This is a genomic window from Gimesia chilikensis (genome assembly GCF_008329715.1).
Classification (GTDB): Bacteria; Planctomycetota; Planctomycetia; order Planctomycetales; family Planctomycetaceae; genus Gimesia; species Gimesia chilikensis.
Window position 1 is genome coordinate 143,094 of record NZ_VTSR01000002.1, and the last position, 26,957, is coordinate 170,050.

21 protein-coding genes are annotated in these 26,957 nt (G+C 52.6%); 12 read left to right on the forward strand and 9 right to left on the reverse strand.

Annotated features, from left to right (window positions below):
* Window positions 1–198: 198 nt before the first annotated feature.
* Window positions 199–1,638 (reverse strand): hypothetical protein, encoded by a 1,440-nt coding sequence (locus FYZ48_RS02830; RefSeq protein WP_149337331.1) that lies wholly within the window; start codon window positions 1,636–1,638, stop codon window positions 199–201.
* A 366-nt stretch (window positions 1,639–2,004) separates the two neighbouring features.
* Between FYZ48_RS02830 and FYZ48_RS02835 the strand changes: the two genes are divergently transcribed.
* The gene (locus FYZ48_RS02835) at window positions 2,005–3,279 is read left to right on the forward strand and encodes a YkgJ family cysteine cluster protein (RefSeq protein WP_149337333.1); all 1,275 of its coding nucleotides are present in this window, start codon (window positions 2,005–2,007) and stop codon (window positions 3,277–3,279) included.
* Here FYZ48_RS02835 and FYZ48_RS02840 read toward each other — a convergent pair.
* Both FYZ48_RS02840 and FYZ48_RS02845 read right to left on the reverse strand, forming a co-directional pair.
* Window positions 3,260–3,580, reverse strand: coding sequence for a DUF427 domain-containing protein (locus tag FYZ48_RS02840; protein WP_145043513.1), 321 nt, complete (start codon window positions 3,578–3,580; stop codon window positions 3,260–3,262). The genes FYZ48_RS02835 and FYZ48_RS02840 overlap by 20 nt on opposite strands.
* A gap of 201 nt (window positions 3,581–3,781) precedes the next feature.
* On the reverse strand, window positions 3,782–4,117 hold the full coding sequence (locus tag FYZ48_RS02845) for a hypothetical protein (RefSeq protein WP_145190643.1): 336 nt from the start codon (window positions 4,115–4,117) through the stop codon (window positions 3,782–3,784).
* A gap of 1,340 nt (window positions 4,118–5,457) precedes the next feature.
* Between FYZ48_RS02845 and FYZ48_RS02855 the strand changes: the two genes are divergently transcribed.
* From FYZ48_RS02855 to FYZ48_RS02865, 3 genes are all read left to right on the forward strand, one after another.
* Window positions 5,458–5,895 (forward strand): hypothetical protein, encoded by a 438-nt coding sequence (locus FYZ48_RS02855; protein WP_149337335.1) that lies wholly within the window; start codon window positions 5,458–5,460, stop codon window positions 5,893–5,895.
* Between the two features lie 86 nt (window positions 5,896–5,981).
* A complete protein-coding gene (locus FYZ48_RS02860; protein ID WP_149337337.1) occupies window positions 5,982–7,064 on the forward strand; it encodes an Mrp/NBP35 family ATP-binding protein in 1,083 nt (360 codons plus the stop codon).
* 139 nt (window positions 7,065–7,203) lie between these two features.
* On the forward strand, window positions 7,204–7,641 hold the full coding sequence (locus tag FYZ48_RS02865) for a SufE family protein (protein WP_242022336.1): 438 nt from the start codon (window positions 7,204–7,206) through the stop codon (window positions 7,639–7,641).
* Between the two features lie 41 nt (window positions 7,642–7,682).
* Here the strand turns inward: FYZ48_RS02865 and FYZ48_RS02870 are convergent, their stop codons facing one another.
* The gene (locus tag FYZ48_RS02870) at window positions 7,683–9,038 is read right to left on the reverse strand and encodes a hypothetical protein (protein WP_149337341.1); all 1,356 of its coding nucleotides are present in this window, start codon (window positions 9,036–9,038) and stop codon (window positions 7,683–7,685) included.
* Window positions 9,039–9,331: 293 nt separating this feature from the next.
* Here FYZ48_RS02870 and FYZ48_RS02875 point away from each other — a divergent pair, with 293 nt between their 5' ends.
* A complete protein-coding gene (locus FYZ48_RS02875; protein WP_149337343.1) occupies window positions 9,332–10,522 on the forward strand; it encodes a DUF1570 domain-containing protein in 1,191 nt (396 codons plus the stop codon).
* 12 nt (window positions 10,523–10,534) lie between these two features.
* On the opposite strand, the gene FYZ48_RS02880 is transcribed toward FYZ48_RS02875, so the two are convergent.
* Both FYZ48_RS02880 and FYZ48_RS02885 read right to left on the reverse strand, forming a co-directional pair.
* Window positions 10,535–11,557: a hypothetical protein gene (locus tag FYZ48_RS02880; protein ID WP_149337345.1), complete on the reverse strand. Its 1,023-nt coding sequence runs from the start codon at window positions 11,555–11,557 to the stop codon at window positions 10,535–10,537.
* Entirely contained in the window at window positions 11,554–13,386 is a 1,833-nt protein-coding gene (locus tag FYZ48_RS02885) for a hypothetical protein (protein WP_149337348.1), read from the reverse strand. Before FYZ48_RS02885 ends, FYZ48_RS02880 begins: the two co-directional genes overlap by 4 nt.
* A 395-nt stretch (window positions 13,387–13,781) precedes the next feature.
* Between FYZ48_RS02885 and FYZ48_RS02890 the strand changes: the two genes are divergently transcribed.
* Both FYZ48_RS02890 and purB read left to right on the forward strand, forming a co-directional pair.
* Window positions 13,782–14,462, forward strand: a complete 681-nt coding sequence (locus tag FYZ48_RS02890) for a metal-dependent transcriptional regulator (RefSeq protein WP_145046486.1) — start codon at window positions 13,782–13,784, stop codon at window positions 14,460–14,462.
* A gap of 92 nt (window positions 14,463–14,554) precedes the next feature.
* On the forward strand, window positions 14,555–15,985 hold the full coding sequence (gene purB / locus FYZ48_RS02895; RefSeq protein ID WP_149337350.1) for an adenylosuccinate lyase: 1,431 nt from the start codon (window positions 14,555–14,557) through the stop codon (window positions 15,983–15,985).
* A gap of 91 nt (window positions 15,986–16,076) precedes the next feature.
* On the opposite strand, the gene FYZ48_RS02900 is transcribed toward purB, so the two are convergent.
* Both FYZ48_RS02900 and FYZ48_RS02905 read right to left on the reverse strand, forming a co-directional pair.
* Window positions 16,077–17,525: a DUF1501 domain-containing protein gene (locus FYZ48_RS02900; RefSeq protein WP_145442596.1), complete on the reverse strand. Its 1,449-nt coding sequence runs from the start codon at window positions 17,523–17,525 to the stop codon at window positions 16,077–16,079.
* Between the two features lie 4 nt (window positions 17,526–17,529).
* Window positions 17,530–19,962, reverse strand: a complete 2,433-nt coding sequence (locus FYZ48_RS02905) for a PSD1 and planctomycete cytochrome C domain-containing protein (protein ID WP_149337352.1) — start codon at window positions 19,960–19,962, stop codon at window positions 17,530–17,532.
* A gap of 367 nt (window positions 19,963–20,329) precedes the next feature.
* Here FYZ48_RS02905 and FYZ48_RS02910 point away from each other — a divergent pair, with 367 nt between their 5' ends.
* The 5 genes from FYZ48_RS02910 (at window position 20,330) to FYZ48_RS02930 (ending at window position 26,358) form a co-directional block, all read left to right on the forward strand.
* Window positions 20,330–21,298 carry a threonine ammonia-lyase gene (locus FYZ48_RS02910; RefSeq protein WP_149337354.1) on the forward strand — a complete coding sequence of 323 codons (969 nt, stop codon included), beginning with the start codon at window positions 20,330–20,332 and terminating at the stop codon, window positions 21,296–21,298.
* Between the two features lie 186 nt (window positions 21,299–21,484).
* Window positions 21,485–22,252 (forward strand): glucose 1-dehydrogenase, encoded by a 768-nt coding sequence (locus FYZ48_RS02915; protein WP_149337356.1) that lies wholly within the window; start codon window positions 21,485–21,487, stop codon window positions 22,250–22,252.
* 96 nt (window positions 22,253–22,348) lie between these two features.
* Window positions 22,349–23,113 (forward strand): 3-keto-disaccharide hydrolase, encoded by a 765-nt coding sequence (locus FYZ48_RS02920; RefSeq protein WP_149337358.1) that lies wholly within the window; start codon window positions 22,349–22,351, stop codon window positions 23,111–23,113.
* Between the two features lie 77 nt (window positions 23,114–23,190).
* Window positions 23,191–24,723, forward strand: a complete 1,533-nt coding sequence (gene xylB, locus FYZ48_RS02925) for a xylulokinase (protein ID WP_149337360.1) — start codon at window positions 23,191–23,193, stop codon at window positions 24,721–24,723.
* A gap of 471 nt (window positions 24,724–25,194) precedes the next feature.
* A complete protein-coding gene (locus FYZ48_RS02930) occupies window positions 25,195–26,358 on the forward strand; it encodes a sulfotransferase family protein (protein ID WP_149337363.1) in 1,164 nt (387 codons plus the stop codon).
* Here FYZ48_RS02930 and FYZ48_RS02935 read toward each other — a convergent pair whose 3' ends face one another.
* Window positions 26,359–26,886 carry a sugar porter family MFS transporter gene (locus FYZ48_RS02935; protein WP_149337365.1) on the reverse strand — a complete coding sequence of 176 codons (528 nt, stop codon included), beginning with the start codon at window positions 26,884–26,886 and terminating at the stop codon, window positions 26,359–26,361.
* Window positions 26,887–26,957 lie beyond the last annotated feature (71 nt).

Genomic DNA, 26,957 nt, shown 5'->3' on the forward strand with positions numbered 1-26,957 from the left:
GTCGACAGTTCTGTTCCCCTGATAAAAGTGGAGTATCAGTCAGACACATGGGTAGCAGGATGTGTTCAGGGCTGAGCGTGGATCTGGAGTTGTTTTGAAGCCAGATCAGTCGGAAGTTCTGCTTTCAGAGATTGCTTTCGACGCCTGAGAGATACCAGTCTGATCGCGCCAGTATCTCTGTCATGAACACATGCAGGCTCATTTTTTGGGGACGAGCCGTTGTGCCTTGGTGACAAGATAGCAGGGTTTGCCCATCCGATCCTGCTGAGAGCCGTCAATGCGACCGTCAATCAGGACGACATCACCATTTTTGAACCGGTTGAGTTTTCCCTGGTCCAGCAGGACGATGTTTCCGCCAAATTTATCCGATTGATCGGGAGTCGCATTGTAGGTGATGTTCCAGCTCTTTTCCTGTTCATCGAATTCCACCACGCCTCGCAACCAGCGATAGCCCTGACGATCGTAGCTGAATGGCGAAGGAGCCTTACCTGTGGAAGTTGCTGCACCACCGCTAGACGGAAATTCGAAGGAAGCCGGCTGGAATTTGGTGGGAGCCATAAACTGCTCTGAGCGGACCAGCTGCGGACCGGAAGCAGGCATCTGATGGTTTGCATGACTGACCTGACCAGGCGCTGATTTCATGATCGAAGTGTTGTTCGGGCCGAAGGTGTCATCGTTGCCGGGGAAAGGGTTGTTCTGATTTCCGGGGAATGGATTATTCTGGTTTTCAGGGAATGTGTTGTCATTCTCTGGAAAGCTCTGGACAGGAGGCTGGAATTCCTGGCTGCTGTCGAATGCGTTTTCTTCAAAGGTGTCAGCGGGAGCACCCTGGTTAGCACTAAATTTTTTGGGATTCGCTTCGAAGGTATCGCCACTGCTTTCAAAGCTCTGCTGCTGTACCGGGGAAGGTACGCTGAAGCCGCTATCGCTGTTCTCCTGGAACTGATCATTGGCTTCAGGAAATTTTTGTGGTGCATTTCCAGGAAACTGATCATTGTTGCTCGGGCCAAACTGATCGTCCATCTGGATATTGCCACCCTGTGGTTGAGGGTTTTTGTTACTCTGGAACTGATCGTTGGTGTCCGCAGGGAACGGATCATTCTGCGGAGGCTGACTGCTGTTTTGAGGAAACGTATTGTCAATCGGCGGATTATTGTTCGGACGAATCTGGTTGGGATCCTGGTAGCTCGGCACAGGCTGGCTGCTGGATGAACCGCTGTTGAAACCGCCGCTGGGATTCGTGTTGCGTCCCGATGCGGTTGAATTGGCATCGAAGGGCGCGTTCATATCCGAACCGGAAGGACTGTTGAGTGGCTGTTTCCACTGTGTATCGACGCCATCGTAGTTGGTATTTGTATTGTTGGGGAATGAATCGTTCCAGGCCTGGGAACCATTGGAAGGCAGAGCGCCCTGTGGTGGCGGTACAGGCTGTCCCAGATCTGGTTGCATGGGATAATTCCCGGGGGGAATCGTGGATTCCGGTATGACCGTACCGGGAGGCATCTGATAAGGACCGGGCGCACCGTAGGGACCGGGATAAGTTCCACCATACGGATACTGATGGTGAGGATAACAGCCGGTCGCAGCGCAGCATAACAGTGCGCACCAGCTGGCATTGATTAAAAATCGTCTCGACATGATTGGGTCCTTAATGTTCCAAATGATTTCCCGGATGAGACTGGTGATCTGCAGGAAGGGAAAAACTTATGGACGGGGTACCTGCCTAAATTCAGATTTCGGGTATTCTGTTTCACATACAGCGGGGATTGATGTGGCCGGTCTCTGCGGAAAGACCGAACAGAAATGATCTGATTGTTCAGCAAGCGAGCGGGATTTTAGGGAATCTTGATTATGTGTCTATACCGAATCAGCGATTCTCAAGGTCCGTCTGTAAAAGTTGACAAGAAAAATGGACCAGAGACTGACTTTGCGTTTCCCTTTTGTAATCTTTACAATTAACGGTCCCATTAAACTGTCTCACAATGTCCGTCTTAAAGATTCTTCATGCCTGCTCCTTCATTAAAGCTGCCCACGATCCAGAACTGGAACTGCCATAATTGTGGGGGATGTTGTAAGCAGCATCAGATTGAAATCACGCTGGAAGAAAAAGAACGGATCGACAAACAAGGCTGGGAGGAGGATGATTCGATCCCAGGGGGCAAACCGGTGATCGTAAAGATGGGGATCTCACCGACCAGCCAACGCTACCGCCTGGCACATCAGGAAGATGGCTCCTGTATCTTTTTGGATGAACAGGGCCTGTGCCGGATTCATGCCAAATTTGGCGAACCCGCCAAGCCGCTGGCCTGCCAGGTTTATCCGTATGCCTTCCATCCTGCAGGCAATGACATCGCCGTCAGTCTGCGTTTCAGTTGTCCTTCGGTCGTTGCGAACCTGGGTGAACGCATTGATCGGCAGGAACCCGCGATTCGAAAGATTGTCAACCAGGTGTTGCCCAAGCGGCATAAAGCTCCTCCCGCTCCGAATCTGACGGTACGAGAAGCGGTGGGCTGGCCGGATACACTGAAAGCAGTTACCGCGCTCAGTCGTTTCTTCGCTGATCCGGAAGTCCCTGTGCAAACCAGTTTATTGCGCGCGCTGGGGTGGGTCGAGTTGATAGAACACGCGCGGTTTGAAGTTGTGCAGGGAGAACGCTTCACGGAATTTCTCGAACTGATCTCCCAGGCTGTGGATCAGGAACTGCCGGCTGATCTGGAGATCCCCCGCACGCCTCCCAGCAGGTTGGGGGGAATTCAGTTTCGCCTGCTGGCGGCACAATACGCTCGCAAAGATACACATGCGGAAACAGCCAAGGGGTTAGGCAGGCGGTTGTCGCTGCTGATGTCCGCGTTGAAGTTTACCCGGGGCAGTGGCACCATACCTCAACTGCAGGAACGTTTTCAGCGTGTCCCTTTCGCGGCTCTGGAAGAACCCTTTGGTTCGCTGCCTGCCGAGAGTCAGAAGTTATTCTCACGCTACTTTCGCGTCAAAATTCAGGGGCTGCATTTTCTGGGAGCAGCCTATTACGACATTCCGTTTGTGGAAGGTTTCTACCATCTGGCGCTGATGTTCCCCTCAATCCTCTGGATCGCACGCTGGATTGCCGCAGGAGAAGGGAGAACAGAACTTGTGGCGGAAGATATCAATGAGGCGATGACAATTGCCGATCACCACCATGGATATTCACCGGTTTTCGGAATGCCTCATTTTCGCAGCCGGGTGAAAACGTTATCACGCACCGGCGACATCAAGAAACTCATCAGTTGGTACGGTCAGTAGAAGATGAGATGTCGGATTCGTTTGTCAGCTCGACCCCTTTCCAGAACGCAATCCGGTTTTTGAGCTGCCCGTATTCTTTTTCGGGGTTGAGGTAATACCAGGCAGCATCCCGGTTCACCTTATCCTCCACGACAACATCGTAAAAGAACGCTTTACCTTTCTGGGGGCTGGTAGATGTAGAGGTGCTCTTCTTCAGAAAACGGGAGTTAACCGACTCAATGGGAAAGTAGACATCCCCATCCACCATCACGGTGTCATCGGACTCGACCAGGACAGCCTCATTCCAGATTGCTTTAGGCACACCGAACTCCTCATCGTTAAGTGATAACAATGGTTTGACTAACGAAATGAGAATGGTCTATTCAGTGAGGTTGCCCACATCTATCGTAGTCAAGTCGGCCCGGAATACTAACAAAAAAATGAAAAAATTATTCACCGGTCAGGTGGTGGTGAAAAAACGCGATCCTGAACTGGCAGTCAAACTGAAAGTGGGACAGGAAAATTACAGACTGTCTGAGGCTTCGGGGGGCATCTGTCGGGGGCTGAAGGAGATGATTCCCAGTTCCCACTGTTTGCGTTTAAACATGTTTTCCGAGTTGAGAGTGTGGATGAAAGTCGCATCCTGACGCTGATAGGAAATCAGGCCACCATCCTCAAGTTCGACAATATGAATGATTTCCTGAGGATGAGCAGAGGGGTGCTGTTTGATTTCCACATCCTCTGACCCAATCAGTTCTTCCACTGAGAGCAGGGATTTACTTTGATTCAGCGTGAACCGCCCCTGGCTGTCTGGAATCTTTTCCCATTGATATCGTTCGAGTAAATCGGAGACTTTCATACATGCACACTATAAATCTGAATCGGGAATAACAAACGAAAACTTACAAATATAGATGTTAAAACTTGAGTCTACTGGCTGATGCCAAAAATTGGAAGGATGCTGGCCGGCGTTCGATTCTCACGCAGCGCGCATAAAAAAAATGATGTTTCCCTATAAAAGAGAGACACCATTTTTTTCAATTTTTTATCGCAGTTCAATTCAGATTCGTTTGGTGAAGGACGTTCATTCTGGTGATGTCCGTCCGAGGGAAGTGATTCCCTCGGACTTGACATTCACGATTATTGAAGCTGCCCTTCGGACCTGATTAACCAATCCCTTAGTGCGGGGATTTCAGTTATTCTCAAATCTGATTAGTTGCAGCAAGACTTGGGTGACGGAGCACAGCAAGTCGGCTTAGGAGCTGGTGCACAGCAGGTTGGAGCTGGAGCACAGCAAGACTTCTTAACTTTGCAGCAACGAACTTTGACTTTGCAGCAACGATCTTTGCAACGGTTGAACATTTTGCCGCAACGATCTTTGCAACCCCGCAGGAAGCCACCATTGAACAATTTCTTGTGTCCGCAGCAGCTGCTTTCGCAGGTGTTGCAGCAAGATTTAGGAGCTGGGGCACAGCAGGTCTTAGGAGCAGGTGCACAGCAAGTCTTTGGTGCAGGAGCACAGCAGGCCTTCGGTGCGGGAGCACAGCAGGTCTTAGGAGCAGGTGCACAGCAAGTTGGCTTGGGGGCACAGCATTTCTTGGGAGCAGGTGCACAGCAAGTTGGGGCAGGAGCACAGCATCCTTTACCCAGGAAGCCAGCAGCTTCAGCGGATACACCAGCACAACAAACAACCGCTACAGCGGCAACGTAACTTAACAATTTCATTTAGGCAATCTCCAAGGATTCGCTTCGTGGACGGTCGTGAGGTACTCTTCTCGGTTTGGCTAGATGAGGTTTGCTAACTAACCGTGGAGTCCATAGCCTCACGTAATTAAAAAGGTAAACCTGCCTATTTTTTCGGCCAGATTTCGCGGAGAGTTATTGAATAAACACAAAATTGTGGGCTCACCCCCCAAAGTGGGTCCTGAAGGGGTACTTGTAACGATTATGACGGCATTCGATTCCGCAAAGGGTGTCTCATACGGTGTTTGGCTTATATTTACGTTATGTGTACATCTGGTTCTTCTGTTGCGACTCACGCTCTATCGCAGTCGGAACCTGAAAAAACTATCCGCGACCTGATTCTGTTCCCCTGCTGTGAGTTGTATTCATCCCGTGCCTGTATACGATTGAAGAAGAGAGACAATCGGATCTGATGTGTGATGTTTTGTGCAGATTGTTGACTGGGATATTGATCTCATGAAAAACGTGTTTGTTCTTGAAGAGCGGGCACACCTGGTTTCGGAACTGCGCTGGCAGTTTGAAGGCCGGTCTGACTGGAACATTACCGGTTTCTCTTCGGATCAGGCCTTGTTTCAACAGACGCTGCAGGAAGATCCTGGCTCCGTGCTGGTCATTCTCGATTTCAGTGCAGGGAAAACGGTCTGTTTACAGTTCCTGCAGAGGCACCAGACGGCACGTTCCCGGTTTCCGGTGATGATCTTTTCACCGGATCCTCTGGAAAATCTGGAGTGGGCCTTACGTGAGCTGGGCGTATTTCATATACAGAGTGGAGAACTGGAGCCGGATCGCCTCGCCAAAATCTGTTGCTGGTATCTGGAACCGGATCCTCTAAAACGTCAGACTTACCTGTCGAAGACCGGCGTGACATTGTCTCATCCGGAAGAAACGAACTGACTTTAATCGGCTGGCCTGATGCGTAAAGAATGTTGGCGTCCCATTTCTGTAAGAAGAAATAAGTAATAGGAAAGTAATCTCAACTGATGTCGAATACCGAATTCACTGCAGCAAACCTGCAGAAAAGTCTGACCGATCTGAAAGATCCCGTTTTTGGTAAGTCCCTGACGGAAAGTGGTCTGTTAAAGTCAGTCCAGCCAGGTGACAGCGGAAAGGTAACGGTTCGGATTGAATTACTCGTGCCGTCCTATCCACTACAATCAGAACTGACTGAGTCGATCAGCGGCACCATTCAGAAAGCCTTCCCCGAATGTCAGTCTGTGAATGTGGAATACTCCACGAACATCAGGGGCAAACAGTCGGGCGGTCGCCTGGGGCTGAAGGTGAAGAATGTCATCGCCGTCGGAGCGGGCAAAGGGGGCGTCGGCAAAAGCACGGTTGCAGCCAGCCTGGCTTATGGGTTGAAGCAGTTTGGTGCTAAAGTCGGTCTGGTGGATGCGGACGTCTACGGCCCCAGTATTCCCCATCTGGTAGGAACCAGTGAAAAACCGATGGCGCAGGAGTTTCAGGGAAGAGACGGTCAGACACTCACACGAATCATTCCGGTGGAAGCGGACGGACTGAAAGTCATGTCGATGGCCTTTTTCGTCGAACCGGATCAGGCTGTGATCTGGCGGGGCCCAATGCTGCACAAGGCAATCACCCAGTTTCTCCAGGACACGGAATGGGGAGAACTCGATTATCTGATTATTGATATGCCGCCGGGAACCGGTGATGTTTCCTTAACATTGTCTCAGTTGCTGGAACTGGCGGGGGCTGTCGTCGTCTGTACTCCGCAGCAGGTTGCTCTGCTGGATGCTGTTAAAGCAGTGCAGATGTTCCGGCAGGTTAAAATCCCCGTTCTGGGAATTGTCGAGAATATGTCGGGCGAAATCTTCGGACGGGGCGGTGCCAAAGCCCGTGGGGAAGAATTGCAGATTCCCTTCCTGGGCGAGATTCCGATGAACGCCGAGATTCGGGAAAAATCGGATGCCGGCCAGATTTCACATCTCTTGACCGAAGAATTGGCTTCCACGGAAGCATTGCTCAAAGTGGCCGAAGCGACTGCCATCGAAATTGCCCGCGAACTGCTGGAAAATCCAACCAAGCCTGCCATGGAGATTCTCTGATTCCGCGTGATCGCAAACCGTGTTCTTCAGCCGCAGCGTTCTGAACTACATATTCACCCTGTGATATTATAGTATAGAATGAGAGAGAGTATTGAATCCGATGTCTGACAGACAGAATTCAGCCGTACAGAATACCGAAATGAATGAGAAAATAATCACCATTGATGAGTTGCTCGAGGAATTTGATTTTCTCGGTGACTGGGAAGAGCGTTGCGACTTTCTGATCGATCTCGGTTTTGAACTTCCGCCGATGCCCGACACTGAGAAAACGGAAGCCAACCGCGTGCACGGCTGTCAGAGTATGGTCTGGTTGACGACGGACCTGCAGGAATCCGAAGGCCGCAAGGTGTTACGAATCAATGCAGACAGCGATGCCCTGATCGTTAAAGGTCTGATTGCGGTTCTGCTGGCGATCTATCAGAACCGGACGCCTGAGGAAGTGCTTAAGATCGATGTGAAAGATTATTTCTCCCGTCTGCAACTGGATAAATATCTCAGCACACAGCGCAAAAACGGGTTGATGGGCATGGTCGAACGGGTTCAACAGGAAGCCCGTGTGCTCGCGGAGCAGAACTAAGACGCTACCACCCAGGTCTGCCGCTGATGTCAGCGAACTGTCTACTTTTGTGGCGGGAGTTCCAGTTTTTCAAAGCGGAGCTCAATCGGTGCTGCAGTGATCAGCGTCGGTGCCAGGTAAGTAAACTGATCGGGACGCGCAGTCGCCGGCAGTCCTGTGAAACGATAGAGCACGCCAATTTTTCCTGTGCTCTCAAGAGTCGTCTGTGAGGAACCTTCGAGCCAGAATTTTTTCCCCCGCGCATCCTCCAGATAGGCCCGGTTGTGGTAAATCCAGGTGCGATGCGACTCAAACGCAGGCCCGCCATAATCGTAGCTCAGGGCGATTCGTACATTGAGATCCTGACTGTCGGGCAACTGCTTTCGCTCGACGTCGACGAGTTCGACCGATACATTGCCCCGTCGACGGACTGCTCCCTGAGAAGTGGAGAGATCGCGAAACGTAATCGGCAGGGTTTCTGCAGCCAGTTCCATCTCCAGGTTACCATGCACGCGTACCGCCTGTGGAAGTTTTCCCCGCTTCAGAATCCACTGCATCGTAATGTTCAGATTTTTGCCCCCCTCTCCCAGCGGGAGTTCATATTTCGCGCCGGGATTAAAAGGAGGCAGCCTGGTTCCCGTCGTTCCCGCTGCTTGCAGCCTGCGAGCGGCATAACTCAAAAACAGTGGTCGTAAACGGGGCTCGACCTGAATGCGAAATGTGATGCGGAGCAGATCCTGGTTCTCACTCCCTGCCAGAGGACGCGTCAGCAGGCGTTCTGCTGTAATCCGGAAGGGTCCATCATAACAGACTGCGGGATCAGAGGCGGTCTTGGATTCTGATGAGGCACGCGGTTCGAAGTGGATTTGATCACGAGGACCATTAATCTGATAGGTTACCGGCACCTTGTGAGTTACTTCATCAACGGCTTGCCAGAACGGTGTCGCGATAAAACGAACATCAATCTGCTGCTTCAGCTGTGGTTCGGATAACCGGGTCCAGTCCAGCTGATTATCCGTCTGTTTCATGATCGTCTGCAGGATCTGTTGTAATGAATAATGCCCCTCTAGATTAACCTGGGAGGCTTTGATTGATTCCCGGGCCGCCTGTTTCTCGATCTGCAGGCGAATCCGTTGTAGCGCCTCGCGTACGGATGGGCTGGCGACCAGTTCGGGAGCCGGGAGCAGGTTCAATACCGGCTTGCCCAATTCAACCATCGTCAGTTCGGCCCGCTGTCGCACCATTCGCTGATTATCATCCAGCTGTCGAATCAGTTCTTCTACCTGTTTTCTGTTTGTGGCTTGTTGTTCGCTGGCAGGAGACTCTGGTGGGGCAGACAGTGTGACAGACGTCAGACTCAATACAGCAAGCAGGCATAAACCATTAATCTGGAAGTTGGTCGTGCAGGAACGGTACACGGGGCTGCTTTCTATATAAGGACAAGAGTCGAAGAGATCGTAATAGTCATAAACGCATTGGCTACTCTTCATTGTAACTGTTGGTCGGATGGTGAAAATGCCGGAAATCGAGATTCACCAGAACGAGTATCAGTTAAAACCGGTACCTTCCTTGCAGTTTGACAGCAAATTTGTACTCACAGTCGCCGATGTTGATTTTTCGCAGCCTGTCCGCCAGACAGGTATTATACTTTCAACAGGACGTTACTCATCACTCCCCCCGCCAGCCTGTCGTCTGACTTAAGGCCCGATTAATGTCAACCTGCCTGCAATCATTCCTGTTCTGTCTCAGAGGCGTCAGTCTCTTCTGCCTGCTGGCAGTACCTGTCTGCGCCAAACCTCCTTCCCTGATCGAACTTAAGACCGAAGACCAGGTATTCACCGGAAAATCTCTGATTCATGACCACGATGTGAGCTGGATGGTCGATCAGACGGGCATGTTGTCAGAAGTTCCTTTGAAAAAAGTAACCTCGTTCCGCAGGGTATCATCCGAGTTTCAAACGCTTTCTCTTTCCGAGATGAAAAAACAACTACAGGACGAATTCGGTCCCCTGTTTGAAGTCACGACGACCCGGCATTACCTGGTGTGTGCCCCACGCGGAAAAGCACGCGCCTATGCTAACGTGTTTGAAGAGCTATATCAGTCGTTCAGTCATTACTTCGCCTTGCGTGGCTACCAGGTGAAAACTCCTGAATTCATGATGGTGGCGGTGATCTTTCCGGATCAGCAGCAGTTCTTCGAATACTGTCGCAAAGATGGTGTCCGCGCTGGTCAGGGTTTACTGGGTTACTATCACCCTTATACAAACCGGACGGCGCTGTTCGACCAGAGTGCAGCTCCCACAGTCGGAGAACTGGAACAGACGCAGAGCGGCACACAACTCACGTATTCCCGAATCTCAAACAGCGGCAAGAATCTGACCGAGGCACTACGGGATACCATGATCCATGAAGCGACGCATCAGCTTGCCTTCAATACCGGTCTTCACTCGCGAATTGGCGATAATCCCCGCTGGGTTGTAGAAGGCCTGGCGACTACTTTCGAGTCCGACGAGCTCCGTTCCCATACGGGAGGCAAAGCGGACTCCACTTCCCGCATCAACCGCGATCGGCTGATCTGGTTCATGAATTATTCCCGGAGCCGACGCAAACAGGATTCCCTGCGTTCCTTCATCCGGGAAGATAAGTTATTTAAAACTTCGACACTGGATGCGTACGCTGAATCCTGGGCACTCACCTTTTTTTTGGTGGAAACACAACCGGCCCGCTATGCACGCTACCTGAAACAGGTTGCCCAGCGCGATCCACTTAAACCGTATACCGCAGATGCACGGGAGCGGGATTTTCAGCAGGCGTTTAAAACGAATCTGCGTTCACTCGAAGTCGACTACTTAAAATTTATGGACCAACTCGCAGAGAGCCTGGTCAAACAGAGTCATCCCTGATTCTCGTCTCAATCAGGCAGCCTGGGCGGAAGATTCTTCTTCCATCGCGGCGATAACCAGTGCGCCACGGATAATTGCATCAGCGGCATCCGGAATACAGACGACCTGTTGCGAGTCGAACTGAATCTCACGGCTGTTTAAATGCTGAGCCAGTAATTCTCCCAGTCCGTTAACCGTAGCCAGTTCGCCCAGGTAGATCACGGGCAGTGTGGCCAGTGTGGACGTGTAGGCCTGAATGGATTCCATCTGGGAAACGAACTGATCCAGCAGACTGTCGAGCAGGCTGTCGTACCAGCTGGAGATGGCAGACGGGCTGGAGAGGTAGGGGCTCAGACTGACTTCCGGGCTGAGACGTTTATCTCGGGCACCTGCCAGATCAGGAACCATTTCTCCATCCGGATTCCTGGTCAGCAGCTTGTAGGCATGGGCCAGTTGTTCGTCCATCCATTCACTGCCATACGGGGTCGACTGACGCGCCACGACACGGCTTTGATGGATCAGCCCAATCTCGGAGTGTGAGTGTCCCAGATAAACGACATATCCCGAGAATCGCGAGGCGGCTGGCAGCGAAGACAACCCTGCAGCCAGGGTGATCGTCGTCGCGAATGGTTTATAACCCTGCAGGGCGATTAACTGAGACACCAGTTTCGATAACGCTGATGTAGACGTCGATCCCGGCGTGATGAAAGCACAGTGCTCCCCGGTTGTCCGAGACCGCGGCAGTACTGACTGAATCAACGTAGAGAGTAATTGACGATGAACGGGATCGTTCAGCACCAGTTCTCCCTGTTCGATCAGAGGCAGCAGCTCAAGATTGGAGAAACGAGAGATCTTTCCCGCCTGCTCCCCGGGGATGATTAGAGTCCCTTCTGAAAACAGGAAGGGTACGGACAGACGTTGCAGCAACTGGCGGTTCTCGTTGCAATCATCCATGACGGCATAAGCCGTATCGATGGAACGCCGCGTCAGCTTAAACTGTTCATTGTTTTGTAAGGTTCGCAGGCAGATCGAGCCTGTCAGTAAGGCACTACTCATTTGGGCATGACTCCCTGTACGGCCTGAAGAACCCGATCAAGAATACTGCTCTGCTCTGTTTTCTTCTCTGAACCTGCTGGAGTTTTTCCTGGGGCACCTGTATGAGGACGGGGTGGTGCCGCAGGAACTTCGTTGTCTTTGTTATTCCCGGGATGAGAACGATCAAAGCGGAACGTCGGTGCTTTCAGTTTTTTCTCATCTGTTTTGCGCACAGGATCCGGCACCGGCGGTGGAGATGTGTCGTGGCCTGCTGCCACTTTCGTATCCGGCGTTTTCTGTTTCAGGAAATGCGGACCTTTGAGAGCTTCGGCCTGATCGATGCGTCCTTTTTTACTTTGATGACGTCCGTAGATTAATGTCTGTGTCGGAATCTGAGGCGTTTCATCAATCACGGGAATCTGCTTCTCCAGAATCTGCTCCAGCAATGACTTTTCGGGCAGGGGAGGCAGTTCGTCCCAGTTGGTGATGATCGCCGCCGGTTCCGATGATGTCTGTTCCTTTACTTCCTGTTTCACAGATACCTGTTCTTCTTCGGAAACTTCTGATTCGAGCTCAGTCTGCTCTGAGTGTTCCTGGGGGAAGACCGGTTTCTTTCGCAGGTATTTCCAGAGAGCGAATGCGACTCCGGCCAGCAGCAGAAATCCGGTTCCCGGCGGCCAGAAGCCAGCTTCGTCTTCATCATATTCGATTTCCGATTTCGGAAGCTCATCGTCGAGCAGAGTCTGTACGTCATCTTTGGGAGCTTCAGGAGCCCGGCCCAGGTCCAGATTGGGAACGGAAGAGCCAGCAGACTTCTGCTCAACCTCATCTGCATGATGATGTTCGGAATGAGACTCTTCTTTCTCTGAAGCAGCCCCCAGCGGATTCGGGATCGCAGCTAAAGTCGCTGAAGTCTGTTGCAACAGTGGACCATTGAGCTGCAGCGGTTTCTGTTCGGGTTCTTCAGTCTGCTGCTCTTGAGCAGGAGTTTCCTCTTCCGGATGAGTGACCTGACGAGGAGTTATGGAAGCTTCCTGATCCAGAGGAGTCGCGTTACGGAAACGTGAATCGTTGGCAGAGATCGAACTTGGAGCAGATGTCTGCCGATGGAGACGAGCCCCGGCTGCAGCAGAATTTTGTAATGGTCGCGGCGTCGGTAAAGAGCGGGGGACCAGCGAAAGATTCATCGATTGAGGTGCACCCAGAACCAGTACCGTACCCGATTCGAAGCGGGTGGTCAGCTTTCTGGTTTTGAATTGCGCCTGTGCCCGACGACGTTCGGGGGGAATAATTTTGATGGATTCTGACATCGCTGCATACTGCTCGACCGGCTGTCGCAGACAACGCAAGATGCTGGCCAGATCAGCGATTTCGGCAGGTACCCCAAACACAATCGGGTAGTCGCGTAAATTCAGAATGGCAATCTGAACCAGGCCTCGTGAAGCAGATGATTGTGACGTTTCTGAACCCGTGTTGTCTTCGATCAGATTCGCAGATGATTTCACGGCGATCAAAACATCACCCTGCATCAGAGGCAGATCCATCTCTGGTGAATAGAAGATTTCCTGGCTGATGCGGCCGCCACGAACAATGCGAATCAATCCTGATGCCTGGGGTGTCATTCCCCCTGCACCGGTGATGACCGCGTTCATGTTCAGTTCAGAACTGTTGACTTCATAAGCAGCACACCGGTTGAATTCGCCCAACAGCCCGATCACGGCTTTCTGCTGCGTGGGGGACTCGGTCAATTCCAGATTGCGAAAGACGGTCTGCGCACGAGTGACGTTGCAGGCTCCTGATAGCAGAGCGAGCATCAAAGCTGCGAACAAAACCTTGTGCCAGCGGTACATCCGGCGATCCTTACTGTCAGTGGGAGAGTCAGACGATACGGCAATGAAATGCGTAGAGAGAGCCGTACAATCATTAAAATCGGCATAAACTAACATGCGCCATCAGTCAAAATCCGGTTTTCCGGGGAAAACCACAAGATCAGAGGTCCTTGATGAATTCAATTAAGTATTGATTTATCAGTCACTTGAATCGATTCCCTGAATCAGGGATCACGACCTGTGATCTCAAAATGCCACCAATTTCGTGAGGGCTATTGATTCCAAGTCAATTCTGATATTGCTAGGATGAACCCGTGAGGAAAACGAAATTCAGATCCCTGGTTCCTGGTTTCGGACTTTGTGCTCATTCACGCTCTTTTCCAGGGTCATGCTGATTTGATGGGACCAGTCTGTTGGTGAACGCAACTAGTTTAACAGTCGAGAATTATCTAAAAGCGATCCTGCAGATCAGTCTCCAGTCCGGTTCGGAATGGATCAGCACCGGAGAACTGGCCCGCTACATGGACGTTGCTCCCGGAACCGTCACCAGTATGCTCAAAACTCTGAAGCAGTCTAAGCTGGTGGAATATCGACCCTACGAAGGCGCCAGCCTGACTGAGGCCGGTAAGCATTCCGCGATTCGCGTCCTCAGACGACACCGTCTGATCGAACTGTTCCTGTTTCAGACATTGAAGCTGACCTGGGATCAGATTCATGCGGAAGCCGAAAACATGGAGCACGCGGTCAGCGACTTTCTCGTGGACCATATCGACGAATATCTGGGCTTCCCGGAAGCCGATCCGCATGGCGATCCTATTCCGTCGATCGACGGTCGGATGCGGCGGGCCTATCCGAACCTGACCACCCTCGCGGCGTGTCAACCTGGTACACACGTCAAGATCGTTCAGGTCACCGATCAGGAAACCGAGTTTTTACGTTTTCTCTCCCGCTCCGGGTTACAGCTCGGATCGCAGGGAGTCGTCAAAGAGAAAAACAGCGAGGCAGGAATTGTTGTCTCGGAATGGAACGGACAGACGCTCTCCATGGGAGTCCATGTTGCTGAGAACGTCAAAGTTGTTCCTGTGGAAGCAGCTTAATTGGAATCAGGCTGCTGGTGCTAACAGAAACTGAGTGAACGACTGGCTGACACAGTTCAGGCCGGTTCACACTGCTGAAGAAAGAGAAGAAATTGAGTCACCTTACCTACGAAAACCCTTTAATCAGTCGTTACGCTTCGAAGGAAATGAGCCAAATCTGGTCGGCTCAGAAAAAGCACTCCACCTGGCGTCGTTTGTGGGTGGCCCTGGCGGAATCACAGCACGAAATGGGACTGCCCGTCACCCGGGAGCAGGTCGAATCTCTGAGAGCAGCCGTCGATGATATCGATTTCGAATACGCAGCCAGGGAAGAAAAGAAGCGACGTCACGACGTGATGGCGCACGTGCACACTTACGGGGAACGCTGCCCTGACGCACTGTCAATTATCCACCTCGGGGCCACCAGCTGTTTTGTCACTGACAACAGCGAATTGATCATGATCCGTGAAAGCCTGGAGCAGATTCGCAAGCGGCTTGTCGCAGTTATCGATCAACTGGCAAAGTTCGCCGCCGAATATCGGGACCTGCCCTGCCTCGGGTTTACCCACCTTCAACCTGCCCAGCCGACAACAGTTGGTAAACGGGCTACGCTGTGGTGCTACGATCTGATTCTGGATCTGGAAGAGATCGAATACCGCATCGAAAAGCTCCGCTTCCGGGGTGTGAAGGGAACAACGGGTACCCAGGCAACGTTTCTGCAACTCTTCAAAGGTGATCATGCGAAAGTCGACGAACTCGATCGCCGCGTCACGGAAAAGATGGGCTTCAAAGATCGCTATGCAGTCACCGGGCAGACCTATTCACGAAAAGTCGATGCCCAGGTACTCAGTGCCCTCAGCGGCATTGGTCAGTCGGCGCACAAGGCGGGCAACGATGTACGTATTCTGCAGAACCGCAAAGAACTGGAAGAACCGTTCGAGAAACATCAGATTGGTTCGTCTGCCATGGCTTACAAACGCAACCCCATGCGTTCCGAACGCATGTGTTCTCTGGCACGCTTCGCGATCAGCCTGACCGCGAATGCGGAAGATACCGCAGCCACCCAGTGGATGGAGCGGACACTGGATGACAGCGCCAACCGTCGACTGTCGCTGCCTCAATCTTTTCTGGCCATTGATGCGGTGCTGATTCTGTATCGCAACATTGTCGATGGCATGGTCGTCTATCCCAAGGTGATTGAGAAGCATCTCAATGAGGAACTTCCCTTCATGGCGACTGAAGAGTTCCTGATGGCAGGCGTCGAAGCGGGCGGAGATCGCCAGGATCTTCACGAACGGATCCGCGTGCATAGTCAGGATGCTGGTGCCGAAGTCAAAGTGAATGGCGGTCAAAATGATCTGATCGAACGTCTGCAGAAAGATCCGGCTTTTGCCGGCTGCGATCTGGCCAGCGCCCTGGATGCCCGAAAATACATCGGCCGGGCTCCGGAGCAGGTTGACGCCTTTATCGCGGAAATTGTGGATCCGGTACGGCAGCGGTATCAGGCCGACCTGGATCAGTCAGTTGAGGATCTCAAGGTCTGAAACTCTCTTGAGTCCGCTCTGTTCCCTGTGAAAATAAAGACGCCCCGATGGAAGACCATCGGGGCGCCTCAGGGACTATAGTAGTGCCTTGCTACGTCAGTACTTCTTTAATGACGCGTGCTTCTTCGACACCAGTGAGTTTGGTGTCCAGGCCCTGGAATTCAACGCTGAAGCGCTTGTGATCAATTCCTAAGAGATGCAGCATGGTTGCATGCAGATCACGCACGTGTACTATGTTTTCAACGGAATTATAGCCTAGTTCGTCTGTATTACCATAAGAAATTCCACCTTTTATCCCTCCACCGGCCATCCACATGGAAAAACCTTTAATGTGATGGTCCCGGCCGGCGCCTCCCTTGCCCTGGAACATAGGTGTTCTGCCAAATTCCCCTCCCCAGATCACGAGGGTTTCATCCAGCATCCCACGTGATTTGAGATCGTTGATCAGAGCCCACGTTGGTTTATCGGTCAGACCGCAACAGGTATTCATGTAGCGTACCAGACCTCCATGGTGGTCCCAGCCACGATGATAGAGATGAATGAAACGGGAACCCCGCTCCGCCAGTCGTCGGGCCAGCAGACAGTTTGTAGCATAGGTGCCCGAACCCGCTTCGGCTCCGTACATTTCCAGCGTCTCTTTTGATTCATCAGACAGATCCATCAGTTCCGGAACAGAGGTCTGCATCCGAAACGCCATCTCGTAAGCCGCAATGCGGGTATCGATTTCCGGATTGGAAACACTTTGATTGCGGAAACGATCCAGTTTTCGGACGGCGTCAATCAGTTCTTTCTGCTGGGGATCGGTAATCCCTGCGGGGTTTTTGAGATAGTTCACCGGATCGCCGGTCGAATTGAACTGAACTCCCTGATACCGGCTGGGAAGAAAGCCGGTTCCCCACTGACGCGAAGCGATCGGCTGTGGATTACGTCCGCCGACACTGGTCAAGACTACGAAGCCGGGGAGTTCTTCGGTCTCACTTCCCAGTCCATAAGTGACCCAGGATCCCATTGACGGTCGACCGCTGATCGCCGTGCCTGTGTTCATGAAGGTGTGCGCGGGATCGTGATTGATCTGCTCAGTGACCATCGAACGCACGATGCAGATATCATCTGCGATTTTGGCGGTCCAGGGGAGAAAGTCACTGATTTCCTGGCCGTTCTCGCCGTACTTGCGAAACTTGGTCAATGGTCCCTGGCACTTGAGATCGCGCCCCTGCAGCTGGGCAATGGGTTGACCTTTGGTATAACTTTCCGGAAAAGGCTTCCCATCCATTTCCGCCAGCTTCGGTTTGTAATCGAAGGTTTCCAGATGAGTCGGTCCTCCCGCCATGCAGAGAAAAATCACCCGTTTCGCTTTGGGAGCGAAGTGCGGCAGACCGGGTAGGCCATCACTGGCCGTTGTCACCGTTTTTGATTGCGCTGCAGCCAGACCATCGCGGGTGAGCAGCGACCCCAGTGCCGCCGATCCCAGACCAACGCCGGAACGGGAGAGAAAGGTGCGCCGATTCAAATGTGTCTGTAATTGATTGAAGTCGAACATATTCTTAATTCCTCGTCACCACTTCATTCAGGTTGAGCAGAGCCCGTGTAACCTCCGTCCAGGCCGCGAGTTCAACCGCTTCCAGGTTGGTTTCGGTTTTAGTAAGGCCGGTACTGGTCAGAGCCTGGGCCTCTTTGGTCCGATTAGCAAACGCACGCCGGTTCGAGTTCAGCAGGTCCTGCAGTACTTCAATCTCGTACTCTTCCGGTTCGCGTGACGTCGCCTGGGTGAAGGCGAAATTGATGCGTTCTTGATCGGAGTCGCCTCCCTGTTGGATCACATGCCCCGCGAAAACGCGGGCTGCTTCAATAAATGTGGGATCGTTAAGCAGGGTCATGGCTGCGATCGGGGTGTTCGAACGGGGCCGCTGCGCCGTACATTCTTCGCGACTGGGGGCATCGAAGGCTTTGAGCATCGGATGCAGGAACTGACGCTGCCAGTGCATGTAGACGCCGCGTCGCCATTGTCGTTCGTCCTGATGCGATACATATTTTCGCTTCGGAAAATTCAAATGTCGATAGTAGCCTGCAGGCTGATACGGCTTCACGCTCGGGCCACCAATGTCGGTTACCAGCAGTCCGCTGATTGCCAGTGCGTTATCACGGACCATCTCCGCAGGCAGGCGGAAGCGGGCCTGGCGGTCGAGGCGTCTGTTGAAGGGATCTGCTTTCCGCTGTTCGGGAGATTCCAGTGATGACTGACGGTAAGCGCGGCTCATGACGATGAATTTCACCATCTGTTTGATGTCCCACTCATCTTCGAAAAACTTGATCGCCAGTTGATCGAGCAGTTCAGGATAATGGGGTGGGCCTCCCTGGCCTCCAAAGTCGTCCAGTACCGGCGCGATTCCACGACCGAAGAACAGATACCAGAACCTGTTTGCCATTACGCGGGCCATCAGGGGACCATATCCGTCTTCGGCTGAGAGCCAGTTGGCCAGGTCCAGTCGTGTGGGACGCTCGTGGTTTGTTTTGATCTGCCCCATAAATTCCGGGATCGCAGGTTGGACCACAGGGCCACTTTCATCCAGCCAGTTTCCTCGGGGGAGAACTCGAATTTCGCGAGGTTTAATGGAAACGGTAATCATGGTTTTGACCGCACCGCGATCAATGGCCTCCCGTTCTTTTTTCAGAGGCCCCAATTGCTTGTTTAACGCAGCCATCTGTTTGAGCTTCTGCTCTTTTTCTTCCGGCGACTGTTTCTGGATCTCCGGACTGGAAATGGCTTTCAACTTATCTTGGATAGATTTGATATTGGCGTCGAGTCTGGCAATCTTCTGTTTTTCCTCTTCGGAGTACAGAAAGATTTCCGGTTCACGGATCGTCGGAATGCGGTCAGCTCCCCGTTTCAGATGCTGGTCTTCATCGATATCCGCGAAGAAAGCGACCATCGAATAAAAGTCTTTGGCGGTATACGGATCATATTTGTGATCGTGGCACTGGCAGCAGCCCATCGTGGCTCCCATCCAGACTCCCGAGAAGTTGCGAATGCGGTCGGCAGCGTAGATCGCCAGATACTCTTTCCGCTGGACACCCCCTTCGTGGGATGTCTGCAAAACGCGGTTGTATCCGGTCGCGATCTTCTGTTGTAAGCTGGGGTCAGGCAGCAGGTCACCTGCCAGTTGCTCACGAGTAAACTGATCAAAGGGCAGATTGCGATTGAAGGCATCAATCACGTAATCCCGGTAAGGGGAAATGTGGTGATCCTGGTCGCCGTGGTATCCCACCGTATCTGCAAAGCGGACCAGGTCCAGCCAGTACATCGCCATCCGTTCGCCGTAATGCGGCGATGCCAGCAGGCGATCAACCTGCTTTTCATATGCAGTGGGACTGTCATCCTTCACAAATGCGTCGACTTCTGCCCGCGTGGGCGGCAGGCCGGTCAGGTCGAAACTCAGGCGACGGAGTAGAGTGATTTTGTCTGCCTCCGGCGACGGTTTCAGCCCCTGCTCTTCCAGGCGTGAGAGAACGAAATTGTCAATCCAGTTCACGGGCCACTGCTGGTCTTTGACTTGAGGGACCGGGCTGGCATGGGGTTTGACATACGCCCAGTGTTGCGACCATTGTGCGCCTTCAGCAATCCACTGTTTGAACAGTTCGATCTCTTCACTGGTCAGTTTCTTACCTGAATCGGCAGGAGGCATCACGGTGTCTGCATCATGACTGGAAATCCGTGCGAAGAGCTCACTCTGATCCGGTTGACCGGGATGGATGATGGCCGAATCGGAAGTCGATTTCAGACCGGTTTCCTGATCGAGCCGCAAGTCGGCTTCGCGATGCTCTGCATCGGGGCCGTGGCAGTGGAAACAGTTCCGGGAAAGAATCGGTCGGATGTCGCGATTGAAATTGACCTGGGGAGGTCCGGCGTTTGCCTGTACGGGAAGCGTGAATAACGCCAGCAGAGTGATGCCTGGAAAACAGCGCAAGACTCGCAACATGGTAATTCGCCCTCAGTCGAAAACACGAGAGAAGTGCCGGGAGGCAGAGAGCCCGGATTACCTGGCACATCAAACGCGAGGAAAACTGGTTTGGTGTTACCGGTCCGTAACGAATCGAGTTAACGGTAGCCGGACAAACAACATCCGGCAGGTAGGAACATAGTGGACAGAGAGAAAAATTTCTCTTGTCCTGACCTAATCATATCAGCCGTTCCGGGCACCTGCAACAAGGGTTCTCGGCTTTGCTGCCGAAAACCAGTGGGGCAAAACTTGACAATCGCCGGCGATCTCACGAACTTCAAAAGAGGAGCGGTGTCATAGCGGTATCGCTCACTCCCGACAATCTCATTCAATTCAGGTTCCGAAGATGCAAGCTCCAACGTTTCAGGATATCCAGGAGGCCCTCCCCCGCGTGAGAGAGGTGCTGGCACCCACTCCCCTTTTCGAATGGCCTGGTCTTAGCCAGCTAACGGGTACTCGACTTTTCCTGAAGCACGAAAACCACCAGCCGGTCGGTGCATTCAAAGTTCGAGGCGGTATTAACCTGGTGAGTACCCTGTCTGACGCAGAGCGTGAAGCGGGTATCATGGGCTGTTCGACTGGCAATCATGGTCAGTCCCTGGCATTCGCGGCCCGCAGATTTGGTATCAAATGCACGATCGTGGTCCCGCGTCATAATAATCCCGATAAAGTCCGCGCTATCCAAATGCTGGGTGCTGAAATCATTGAAGCGGGTGAAGACTTCAATGAAGCCAAACACTATCTGGAAACCGAGCTAGTCGATGGGAAGCGACGTTACGTGCACTCGGCCAATGAACCCAAGCTGATTGCAGGCGTGGGGACCCAGGGCATCGAAATATTTGAAACCCTGCCCGATCCGGATGTCGTCATCGTGCCGGTGGGGATGGGCAGCGGTGTCTGTGGCACGGGCATCGTTGCGAAACACCTGCATCCCCAAACGGAAGTTATCGCGGTACAGGCAGAGAACGCACCGGCAAATCAGCTCTCCTGGAAAGCAGGCAGCCCACAGACAACCGAGACCGCACAGACCTGGGCGGAGGGAGTCGCGACTCGCGCCGGAGCCGAGCTGACACAGCAGATCATGCAGTCGGTGGTCGATGATTTTCTACTGGTCGGCGAAGATGAGATGCGGCTGGCGGCTTACCACATTCTCAAAGAGACCCACAACCTTGCCGAAGGAGCCGGTGCAGCGGCACTGGCAGCTGTCCTGAAATATCCAGATCGGTTTGCGGGTAAAAAGGTGGTGGCCGTCCTCAGTGGTGGCAATCTGAATCTTGCTGAACTTCCAGAGATTTTGCGGCTCGGCTCCGATTAATCCGCATGAATTGAATTCTTTAACGCGCAATAAAACTAAAGCTCATTTATTTAATCCAGGCCCGCGATTTCGCTTCAGCGTTGGATTGGAATTCCCTCGCGGTAATTGTTACCGTAAGTGTCAAACCCGGTGCGTCGCTGGACTATCCGGATTTGATCCTGCAAAACAGATCCTGCGAGGGAAAAAATGAGATTTCGAGATCGCGTCGTGATTGTCACCGGTGGCAGCAAGGGGATCGGCGAAGGCTGTTCCCGTGTCTTTTGTGCAGAGGGTGGCCACGTGGCGATTCTGGCCCGGGGCATTCAGGCAGGTCAGGCACTGGCTCGCGAACTGAACGAAGCCGGCCCCGGAAAAGCGATGTTCGTGCAATGCGATGTCGGTGAGCACGAACAGCTCCGCTCCGCAATCGAACTGGTCGTCGAGCAATATGGACGACTTGACTGCATCATCAATAATGCCGGCGTGCATCCGCCCGCGATGTCCCTGGAAGAGACCAGCATCGAAGAGATGGAACAGCTGATGCGCGTCAACTTCCTCAGCACCTTCGCGGGGGCCAAATACGCGCTGCCTCACTTGCGGAAAACCAAAGGGACGATCGTCAATATGTCGTCGATTACCGCAGTCCTGGGGCAGCATCACTCAACGGCTTACTGCTCCACCAAAGGCGCGCAGGTCAGCTTTACCAAATCACTGGCGATTGAACTGGGCGAAGCAGGCATCCGCGTGAATGCGATTCTTCCCAGTAATATCGACACCCCACTGATGCACGACTGGGCAGCGACACTACCCGATCCCCAGACCGCTCTGAAACGAGTTGCTGATCTGCAGGTCTTCAAGCGGATGGGAACCATTGAAGAGATGGGCAAGCTGGCTTTGTTCCTGGCCACCGAGGATTCCAGTTTTATTACCGGACAGGCCATCGAAGCCGAAGGGGGCGCCAGCCTCGATTACTGATCGCGTTTTCTGTGAAAACTGCTTTCCGGGCCTCATGGGGCTCAGATTCCAATTTCCGATTTTAACTCAATTCAAGATAGATCACAGGAGTAAAGTATGACTGGTCTGAAACGCGTTTTTCGTGTTCTCGTTGTTTTAATGTTTCTGGGAACCGCCTATCACACCTACGCCAACCTGGTCGAAGAATATAAGAATGGTCTGATCTGGGAAGAACCCAAGGTCGTAGAAACGGCCCCGCATCAGCCTCCTTCCGATGCGATCGTCCTCTTTGATGGGAAGAATATGGATCAATGGAAGGGGGGCGACAAGTGGAAGATCAAAGACGGGTATGTCGTCGCTGACAAACAGAGCATCGAGACCAAACAGTCATTTGGCGACTGTCAGCTGCACATTGAATTCGCGACTCCGGCCAAAGTCGAAGGTAACGGCCAGGGGCGTGGCAACAGTGGTGTGTTTCTGATGGGAAATTATGAAGTTCAGATTCTCGATTCGTATGACAACAAAACCTACTTCGACGGTCAGGCTGCTGCCATCTACAAGCAGTATCCACCGCTGGTGAATGCCTGTCGCAAACCAGGTGAATGGCAGTCTTACGACATCATTTTCAACGCACCCCGTTTCAATGAGTATGGTCAGTTGCTCAAGCCCGCATACCTGACCGTCATTCAGAACGGCGTTATCGTACAGAACCACACGGAACTGCAGGGGGCAACTTACTACCACCAGCCGCCGTTCTATACGGCTCATGAAGACAAGTTGCCCATTGAGTTGCAGTTTCACAAAAATCCGGTCAAATTCCGGAATATCTGGATTCGCGAGCTGGCAGAAATTCATCCCGTCGGCTGTGTCTGTCCTGAGTAAAGCTGTATGCTGAGCCTGTCAGCAGTTTTCCGTTTCACTGCATAAGATGAACTGACCGAGAGAGAAGGAACCAAAGCATGGCTGTTTTTCTGGGTGTGGATGTAGGAACCAGTGGTACCAAGACACTGGCGATGCAGGAAGATGGAACCATTCTGGCGTCTGCGACGGAAGAGTACCCGCTCTTTAGTCCGCACCCCGGCTGGTCGGAACAGAACCCGGAAGACTGGTGGCAGGCAACAATCAAGAGTATTCGGAAGGTCCTCAAGACGGGCAAAATTAAAGCTGCAGACGTCAAAGGGATCGGGTTGAGCGGGCAGATGCACGGTAGTGTGTTTCTGAATAAGAAACATGAAGTCATCCGCCCTGCTTTACTGTGGAATGATCAGCGCACCGCAGCTGAGTGTGCGGAGATTGAACAGCGGGCCGGCGGTCGCAAAAAGCTGATCAAGCTGGTCGCCAATCCGGCCCTGACCGGTTTCACCGCGCCCAAGATTCTCTGGTTGCGGAATCATGAACCGAAACATTTCGACAAGACCGTGCAGGTTCTGCTGCCCAAAGACTATATCCGTTTCCGTCTGACCGGCGAATTCGCGACCGAAGTCAGCGACGCATCCGGTACTCTGCTGCTGGATGTCAAACAGCGGAACTGGAGTCGTCCTTTGTTGAGTAAGCTCGAACTGGATGACAGTCTGCTGCCCGACGTTTATGAATCAGAAGATGTCAGCGGGCATCTGACCGCTGATGCAGCCGGTCTGCTGGGACTCTCCAAGGGAGTCGCAGTCGTCGGCGGTGGCGGAGATCAGGCTGCGGGAGCCGTGGGGAACGGTATCGTTAAAAAAGGTGTGATCTCGGCGACGATGGGAACCAGCGGCGTGGTCTTCGCACACAGCGATGAAGTGCAGATCGATCCTGAAGGACGCGTGCATACGTTCTGCCATGCGGTGCGCGATAAGTGGCACGTCATGGGCGTGGTTCTCTCAGCCGGGGGAAGTCTGCAGTGGTATCGCAATCAGTTATGCGAACAGCAGGTGGCGGAGGCGAAACGCAAGAAGGTCGATCCTTACGAACTGATTTCCGCCCAGGCGGAGCAGGCACCTCCCGGAAGCGAAGGCCTGTTCTTTCTGCCTTATCTGACCGGCGAGCGGACCCCCCATGCTGATCCCGATGCGCGGGCTGCCTGGATTGGGCTGAGCTTAAGACATGGTCGCTCCCATCTGGGGCGGGCCGTCATGGAAGGCGCAACTTATGCGATGCGGGACTCGCTGGAAATTATCAAGGAACTGAATATTCCGGTCAGGGAAATTCGACTCTCGGGTGGCGGTGCCCGCAGCCCCTTCTGGAGACAGTTGCAGGCGGATATCTACGGTCAGAAGGTGGTGACCATCAACGCGGAAGAAGGACCAGCTTACGGGGTGGCGCTGCTGGCAGCCGCGGGAACCGGGGCCTATAAAGATGTGGTCGAAGCCTGTTCATCCACCATTCGGGTAGTACAGAGTACGAGCGTAAACTCAGAGGCGAAAAGCATCTACAACAAAGCCTACCCCGTTTTTCAGGGGCTCTACTCCTCACTTAAGGAGGATTTTCCCCGCATCAATCAGCTCTTAAAGTAGGCTGGTGTCCACTAAACCTACGGATTCCCGCAACTGAGAACAGTTTACCCAATCAGGTCATCCGACTTGGGAAACACCTGTTTCGCAACTATTTTACGTAAGTTCAATTGTGTAACTGGGGCGAAACAGTTAGTTTAAGATGTGAATGGACGCGTACTTTGTGACGAGTCTTGATGTCTGTATTTGGCCAATCCCCACTTACAGAATAGAGTTCTTCCAAGTCTGGCTTAACGGATGCCGAAATAATCCATGACAGGTCCCCATACCCGACTGGATCAATATTGGATAGAGTGGTAGAAAAAGTCAGGCGACCTCCACTAATCCACATGCCTTCCCCAAGACAAATACAGAAAAATCGATTATATTCTAAACGCTTCAGCCAGGTTGATTGCATCAGCTTACTGAAGGCGGGCAACACCACGACAGGCAGGCGTTGAATTGCGTTGATAAAGTGTAGGACACTCTCTGCAGATGACCAAACAATCGGTAAATAAAAATGGATCGACCCAGGGCCCGTTTTGCGTCTGGTCCGGCATCGATTTTGTCAACTTCGTCAAACTGATGCGGTTGCGTCCTACTATTCGCTGGTCCGGTATTTACCGTTTGATTTCTTCAGGCGTTCTGAGTCTTTCCAATTCCTGTTTGAGCGGACTCGAAAGCCTGATTTACAGTCGCAAAGTCAAGCAGACAAAACTCGAATCACCAGTCTTCATCATCGGTCACTGGCGGAGTGGCACCACGCTGCTGCATAACCTGATGTCGATGGATCAGCAGTTTATCTATCCCAACATGGGAGCCATGCTGTTTCCTTCACACTTTCTGCTGACCGAACGCGTGCTGAAGCATGTCGTCAAGCATCTGATTCCCAAACAGCGGCCGATGGACAATATGCCCGTCACCTGGGACCTGCCCCAGGAAGATGAGACATCGATCATGCTGCTGCACCTGATGTCCCCTTACCTGGCGATCGCGTTCAGTGATCAGCCCGAAGTCTACGATCGGTTTTATGAACTCGATCAATTGACTCCCAAGGAAGACAAAGTCTGGCGGGATACCTTCCGCTTCTTCATGCAGAAGCTCACCTATCGCGCCGGTGGCAATAAGCGTGTGCTGTTGAAATCACCAACACACACGTTTCGTATCCGCTTCCTGCTGGATATGTTCCCCGATGCCCGGTTCGTCTATATCCATCGCAACCCGTACAAGGTTTACAATTCGACATTGCACCTGCGGAAAACAATGTTTGGCGACAACGGCTTTGCCCCGCTCGACATGGAAAAACTTGAAGAGGATATGTCGAACATTTACGTCAATCACCTGCACGTTTACGAGCGGGATCGCCAGATTGTTCCGGAAGGACAGTTGCACGAAGTCAGCTTTGAAGATCTCACTTCCGATCCCGTCAGTGAGCTGAAGAAGGTTTACGAGCATCTGAACCTGACCGGGTTTGAAGACCTGGAAAAGAACATGCAGCCGTATTTGAAGGATCAGAAATCCTACAAGAAAAACAAATACGAAATGGACGCTGCCCAGGAAAAGAAGATCTACGAACGCTGGCAGAAAGCCTTCGAGATGTTCGGCTACGAACGGCTGCCTTCCGATGCCCTGATCAAGAAAGCCCGTGTCGCTTCCTGATCACGCGTCTGACTGATCGTTGTTCTCTTTCTCAGACGACTCTGATTTGCGGTGCTGTTTCTGTCTGAGTTCTGTCAGCTGCTTTTCCAGGATCCGCTGCTGGTCCTGAATCCGCGAGATCAACGCCGTCGAGCGTACGCGCGACGCACTCATGTCAGCAATCGCGCTCAGGATCACCCAGAACGCGATCAGCAGGATACCGCCCCAGTAGACCGCGAACAGCCCCGGGTAGGTCTTCCAGGGCATATACGGAGCGTCGCCGATGACGATCAGGAAACCAATCAGGATCAGCAGTCCCGAGGTTTGCATCCGCCTGCGATATTGTTTGGAGAAGAACTGGTAGTCATCATCGCTCAGTTCATCGTCATGCTGACGATGAAACCAGGAAGTGCGATGTAACTGAATCAATCCTGCTCCGAATAAAACCAGGAGTGTGCCGACAATAATGCCGGGAATTGTATCTGCCACAATGGGTACATCCTTGAGTGTTGATGGGGGAACCCCCTTGATCTGTTGAAATGTCGCCATTCCAATCTTCCCGTCTGCTCAGTTTCAAGTCTAACAAATTCGGTTTCAGATGAAACGCGTCCAGCGAAAAT